General features: G+C 56.8%; 4 protein-coding genes and 2 pseudogenes. 2 read left to right on the forward strand and 4 right to left on the reverse strand.

The features are described 5' to 3' along the window. Positions 1–77 precede the first annotated feature (77 nt). The 4 genes and pseudogenes from P7F60_RS30580 to msrP form a co-directional block, all read right to left on the reverse strand. A pseudogene (locus tag P7F60_RS30580) lies at positions 78–1376 on the reverse strand (IS66 family transposase); the annotation flags it as partial. Between the two features lie 41 nt (positions 1377–1417). Then, the gene (gene tnpB / locus P7F60_RS30585) at positions 1418–1771 is read right to left on the reverse strand and encodes an IS66 family insertion sequence element accessory protein TnpB (protein ID WP_269832258.1); all 354 of its coding nucleotides are present in this window, start codon (positions 1769–1771) and stop codon (positions 1418–1420) included. Next, on the reverse strand, positions 1755–2195 hold the full coding sequence (locus P7F60_RS30590; RefSeq protein ID WP_332909300.1) for a transposase: 441 nt from the start codon (positions 2193–2195) through the stop codon (positions 1755–1757). Before P7F60_RS30590 ends, tnpB begins: the two co-directional genes overlap by 17 nt. 89 nt (positions 2196–2284) lie before the next feature. Then, positions 2285–3024: pseudogene (gene msrP / locus P7F60_RS30595) on the reverse strand (protein-methionine-sulfoxide reductase catalytic subunit MsrP); the annotation flags it as partial. A 462-nt stretch (positions 3025–3486) separates the two neighbouring features. On the opposite strand from msrP, the gene P7F60_RS30600 reads away from it, so the two are divergent. Both P7F60_RS30600 and P7F60_RS30605 read left to right on the forward strand, forming a co-directional pair. Then, positions 3487–5139, forward strand: a complete 1653-nt coding sequence (locus P7F60_RS30600; RefSeq protein ID WP_234823767.1) for a phosphoethanolamine--lipid A transferase — start codon at positions 3487–3489, stop codon at positions 5137–5139. Then, positions 5136–5537 carry a diacylglycerol kinase gene (locus P7F60_RS30605; protein ID WP_277921220.1) on the forward strand — a complete coding sequence of 134 codons (402 nt, stop codon included), beginning with the start codon at positions 5136–5138 and terminating at the stop codon, positions 5535–5537. Before P7F60_RS30600 ends, P7F60_RS30605 begins: the two co-directional genes overlap by 4 nt. Positions 5538–5562: the final 25 nt, after the last annotated feature.

The following is a 5562-nucleotide window of genomic DNA, read 5'->3' on the forward strand; positions in this document are numbered from 1 at the left end:
TGATAGAGCTACGATGAGCCGAAAATCCTCTCTTCTCAATTAAACCAATTCTGTCTCATGGGCGCTGATGTCGGACAGGAGATCGCATCGCCGAGCTTGGTGTCGGGCACGACCTTGGGAACCATCCTGTCGAGCCACTCCTTCAGGGCATCCAGGACCGGAACGCTGTGTTTCTGGCGCAAGCGTCGGATGCAATCGGCCCGCGTTTCGCCATCATCGGGCTTTTCGTCCCGCACCTGCCTTTCAATCCGGTAGAGCTGGTCGAAGAACTTCAATGCCTGCGCGGGCCGCCCGCTTTGTTTCTTCCCGGCCTTAAAGGCGTTGACGAAGCGTCGCCTGGCGTGCGCCATGCATCCGACATGCGTTGCGCCCTTCAGGGTGCGCCAGGCCTGATAGCCGTCGCTCATCAGGATGCCGCGATAGTCACCAAGGAAAGTCTGCGGATGCACCTGCCCACGACCGGGCTGATATTCGAGCAGCACAACCGGCTCGAGGCTGTCCTGCCCGCTGCGATAGGCCCAGATGTAGGACTCGTCCGTTGCTTTCCTGCCCTTTTCCTTCAGCACCTGCACCGTGGTCTCGTCACCATGGATGACGCTCTGCGACAAGAGCCGCTGTTTCAGTGCATCGTAGATGCGAACGAGGTGCTTTTCGCTCGAACCGATCACCCAATGGCCGAGGGCGCCACGGCTGACAGGAACGCCAGCACGCTCGAAGGCCTGCGCCAGGCGATAGAGAGGTGTCCCGTCGACATATTTGTGAACCAGCGCGAAGGCCAGCGTCGAGGCCGTGGCAATACTGCCCGGCAAGGGCTGTGCAGGCATCGGCGCGATGATGACAGGCGTGCTGATCCCGGTGCGCTCGCAGTTGCGGCAAGCATACTTCGCCCGGGCATTCTGCAACACGGTCGCCTTCACCTCGATATGCAGCTGCTCGGTGACGAGTTCGCCCATGCGATGCAACGGATGGCGGCAGCACGGACAGGTCTTCTGATCGTCGGCAAGGTCATATTCAACGCGTTGGCGGGGCAAGTTTGCCGGAAGAGGTTTACGCCCGCGCTTGACGCCTTCGGGCTTTTCCACCTCTGGCAATCCCGTGTCGGGAAGCTCAGTGGCGTCTGTCTCGTCACAATCGGCCAAGCCCTCATCCGCATCGGCCTCCAGAGCGGCGTTCTCGGCTTCATTGAAGACGCGATCCATATGCTTTTCGCTGCGCGGCGCAAAACGATGAAGTTGTGCAAGCGCCAGTTCTTCCTCGAGCTTGAAGACACGCTGTGCAAGAGCATCCCTTTCAGCCCGCAGCGCGGCGTTCTCCGCAGCATTCGCCGCCAGAAGCGCCATCAGTTCCGCAACATCAGGAGTGCCGGCTCGTGTCATCGTAGCTTTGAATCTGAGCCGCCCCGCTCCGTCAACAGCCTTCAGCCGACAAACTCATACTGCCGGACAGGATGGCGCACCATCGCGTCAAGATCGATGCCGTCAAGCAACCAGCGCAACTGTTCGGTATCGAGCGTCACGACCGGCGCCTCGCGGCGGGGCCAGCGAAACCGGTCTTCGGACAAGGCTTTCAAAACGAGCACAAACCCTGACCGCTCGAAGAACAGGAGCTTCATCCGGGTGCGCCGACGGTTGCAAAAGACGAACACAGCACGCTCGAACGGGCTCAAGCCCATCGACTGCTCGACTACGATCGCCAAGCTGTTGATCCCCGCACGAAAGTCGATCGGGTCCCGGTGAAGATAGACGCGAAGATCGTCAGCCAGCCGGAACATTGCAACGCCCCAGAACTTCGATCATCGCGGACAAGGCCTTCTCATCCGCATCTTCAAGCTCAAGCCGCACACCGTTCGGCAGAGACGCCGTCAGTCGCATTCCTGCCGATGATGGACGAGCCGGCATGTCGGGCTGCCGCGCAATCGGCGACGCTGAAACCACCGGAACAAAAGCCGATGTTTCCTCCCCCGCAACAACCGTCAAAGCACCCTCTGCCTGCCGATCTCGGCGAAGCTTCACCCAATTGCGTAACTGATTGGCGTTGACGCCGTGCGCCAGTGCCAGGCGGGCGACTGATACCCCGGGCTTCATTGCAGCGTCGATCAGCCGGTCTTTCTCGATGGGATCGAACCGTCGCTTCCCGTTGGAAAGAACCTTCACAGCCCGAAGGGGCCCCGATCCAGTCAAGATATCCAATGCCATTATGTCCACAGTCTCCGTTGTGGACACAGAATCCTTCATTCGATTTTCAATGAACAGGTGCCCCGAATTGTGCGCTTACGATTGGCCGCCTGCCAGGTGTTGACGGGCTGCGTGTCGGTCAATGTGATGCGGACGATCGACTTGATTCCTTTGAAGCCGTATTTCCATGGCAGCACAAGCCGGATCGGCGCGCCGTTCTGGTTCGGCAGCGTTTCGCCGTATAATCCCACGGCGAGGAGCGCCAGAGGATGCCGTGCTTCGTCAAGGCGAAGTCCCTCCATATAGGGCCATGGCAGAGACTGGAATACGCTTTTTTGCCCCGGCATTTCCTCCGGGCGAACGACGGTCTCGAAGGCGACGTATTTGGCGCTGCCGAGCGGCTCTACCTTGTCTAATAGAGCCGCAAGCGGAAATCCGTTCCAGGGGATGACCATGCCTCGACGCAGCGCATTCGGTAGGTTCGTTCCTCGATGGGAAATTCTTTAATGAGCTGCTCGACATCGAATGTGCCGGGCTTGCCCGCCATGCCGTCGACCGTGATCGCCCATGGGAGCGGTTTGAATGCACCGGAAAGAGCTGCCGGATCCGCCTTGTCGAGTCCGAACTCATAGAAGTTGTTGTAGGTCGTGACATCCTCACGCGGTGTTGGCTTTTGATCGACCTTGTAGATGCTGGGTACCGTCGAAAGCGGTGAGGCTTTTGATCCTCGCGCAGACAACAGCGACATTGCGCCGAATGCCCCTGCTGCAAGAAATTCGCGGCGTTGCAGATAGACCGCGTGAGGGGTGATTTCGGAAGTGGCAATCTTCGGAGGACGATATACCGGCATTGTTGATCCCTTCGCCTGGTCGAGCGACGACAGTGCAAGTCGGGCGGTATGCCCCTTGAACGCCGTTCTGTTATGCCGTGTATTTAATCGGAGGAAACCCAATTTTTCGTGCGCGCGGCGTGATCGGGATGAGAAGCTCGAAGTTTCAATCATCAAGTTCGGGTGCCACAACGTGCATACAGAAAACCGCCGAGATTATGACTTCCGCTCAGCTCAAGGAAAGGGAAAAGGTCAACATGCGGCATCACCGCTTTGCCATCTTGCTTGGCAGTTTGAAGGTGGTGAACGGGATATGATCGGCCTCGTGAAAGTTCCGAGCATTCAGCTTACTGTCAGTAATCCGCCCCATGGGTTGCCTGCAAGTTTGACGACAACAGGATGCAGTAGCGTTGCGCGCAACGCCGTGAGGCCAATCCCCCGATCGTGAACGCTTGCGACCTTTAGCGGATGATGGGGCAGCGAGTGACTTTCAGAGAAAAGAACAAGATAAATCGGTCCTTCTACCGGCCCGAAATCAGCAGTATTGCGCTGAGCGTCCTGGTCGCACTGTTCCTGGTATTGGGCACCAACCAAACTTTCTGGTCCAAGGTTCATGCCAATCTGGGGAGTAATCCCGGAGCGGTCGCAGCCCTTTATGTGGCCATGACCGTCCTGTTTATCGCAGCCATAACTGCTTTCTCGGTCAAGTACCTCACGAAGCCGTTCTTTATTCTGCTTATCCTGACTGCGGCTGTGGCATCCTGGTTCACGGATCGTTTCGGCGTGGTCGTCGATAGCGACATGATCCGGAATGCCTACGAGACAACCCCTGCGGAAGCCCAGCATTTGATCACGCCAGCTTTCGCATTTCATCTAATCCTGTTCGCGGTGCTCCCGATCGCCGTCATTCTTTGGGTCCGGGTCACTCATCGTCCGCTTCTTCAGAAAATCATCTGGAACAGCGCCGTTATTTTTCCAAGTCTGGCGCTGTTCGTCTTTGCCGGGTTCTCCTATTCCGCCGTTTATACTGCTGCAATTCGAGAACATAAGGACATCGTCAAAACGCTCAATCCCGTTACGCCACTGGCTGGTACAATTAAGTTCCTCATGGATACGGGGGCAGAAGCACAAATTGTCGTCCAGCCTGTCGGACGGGATGCAAAAATCACGCGCGCCGTCGATGGCTCGACAAAGCCGCGCGTCACCATCATCGTTGCGGGCGAAACGGCGCGCGCGCAGAACTTTTCGCTCGGTGGCTACGGCCGCGATACCAACCCGGCGCTGTCGAAACAAGACATTATCTATTTCCCCAACACATCGAGCTGTGGAACTGCAACCGCTACGTCTTTGCCGTGCATGTTTTCCAGGTTCACGCGTTCCAACTATTCGCATGCAAAGGGCTTGGCAAACGAAACGCTGCTGGATGTGCTTGCGACGGCAGGTGCCGACGTTGAATGGTGGGACAATAGCACCGGCAGTAAGGGTGTTGCTGACAGGGTGAAGTTCGTAAGCCTCGCATCGTCATCGGATGCGCGCTATTGCAAGATGAACGAATGTCAGGACGGCGTTTTTCTCGACAAGCTCGATACCTGGTTGAACAGCGTGACAAAAGACAGCGTGCTTGTTCTCCATCAAATGGGTAGCCACGGACCGGCCTATTATCTGCGCTATCCTTATGCCTTCAGACGCTTCCAGCCCGAATGTAAGACGGCAGAGCTCGGTAGTTGCAAAGACAGCGAAATCGTCAACGCATACGACAATACCATCTTTTATACCGATTTCATCCTTTCGTCCGTTATCGACAAGCTCAAAGCGAACTCCGCCCGGCTGCAAAGCGCCATGATCTATATGTCGGATCATGGGGAGTCGCTGGGCGAAAACGGTCTTTATCTTCACGGTGCGCCTTACATGCTGGCGCCGGACGTCCAAACAAAAGTGCCGTTTGTTCTTTGGATGGGCTCCGAGTTTCAGCAATCAATGGGCGTGGACAAGGCGTGCCTTGTCAAGGATGCCGGTTTGCCGCGATCACACGATAATCTTTTTCACAGCGTTCTCAGCATGATGAATGTCACGACGCGTGTCTACGATCCGAGCCTTGATATCTTCGCCGATTGCAAAGGGGGGAGATCGTCATGAGCCTGGCACCGGAATACAAAAAACTCACCGGGGTTGCGCATTTTATGGCCGCTGCCACGTATTCGGCCGGTGGACTTTCCCGAGCATGGAAAGAGGCGGCATTTCGTCAGGAAGTCGCCGCAGGTTGCGGATTAGCAGCAGTTTACGGATGGCTGGGTGTCGATCTCGCGACTGCTGTTGCAGCCACAATACTCTTTCTTTTGCTGATTGCCGTGGAAGCCCTCAACACGGCTGTTGAGGAAATCGTCGATCGCATTTCGCCAGAGATATCCGAAACGGGCCGGCATGCCAAGGATCTCGGTTCCCTGGCCGTATTTTGCGTGATTGTCGCCAATTCGCTTCTGTTAGAGCTGGCTCGGGAAATCTGCACAGCGGGGATAAGTGGAGTTTCTGCCTGACTTCGGCTTAGATGCCGGGAACAGG

It is taken from the genome of Rhizobium sp. YJ-22, from assembly GCF_029601685.1.
Classification (GTDB): Bacteria; Pseudomonadota; Alphaproteobacteria; order Rhizobiales; family Rhizobiaceae; genus Metarhizobium.

Excerpts from the sequence above, each read along its gene's own strand:
- P7F60_RS30590 (WP_332909300.1), bottom strand. The coding sequence starts at position 2,195 with ATGGCATTGGATATCTTGACTGGATCGGGGCCCCTTCGGGCTGTGAAG.
- P7F60_RS30605 (WP_277921220.1), top strand. The coding sequence starts at position 5,136 with ATGAGCCTGGCACCGGAATACAAAAAACTCACCGGGGTTGCGCATTTT.
- tnpB (WP_269832258.1), bottom strand. The coding sequence starts at position 1,771 with ATGTTCCGGCTGGCTGACGATCTTCGCGTCTATCTTCACCGGGACCCG.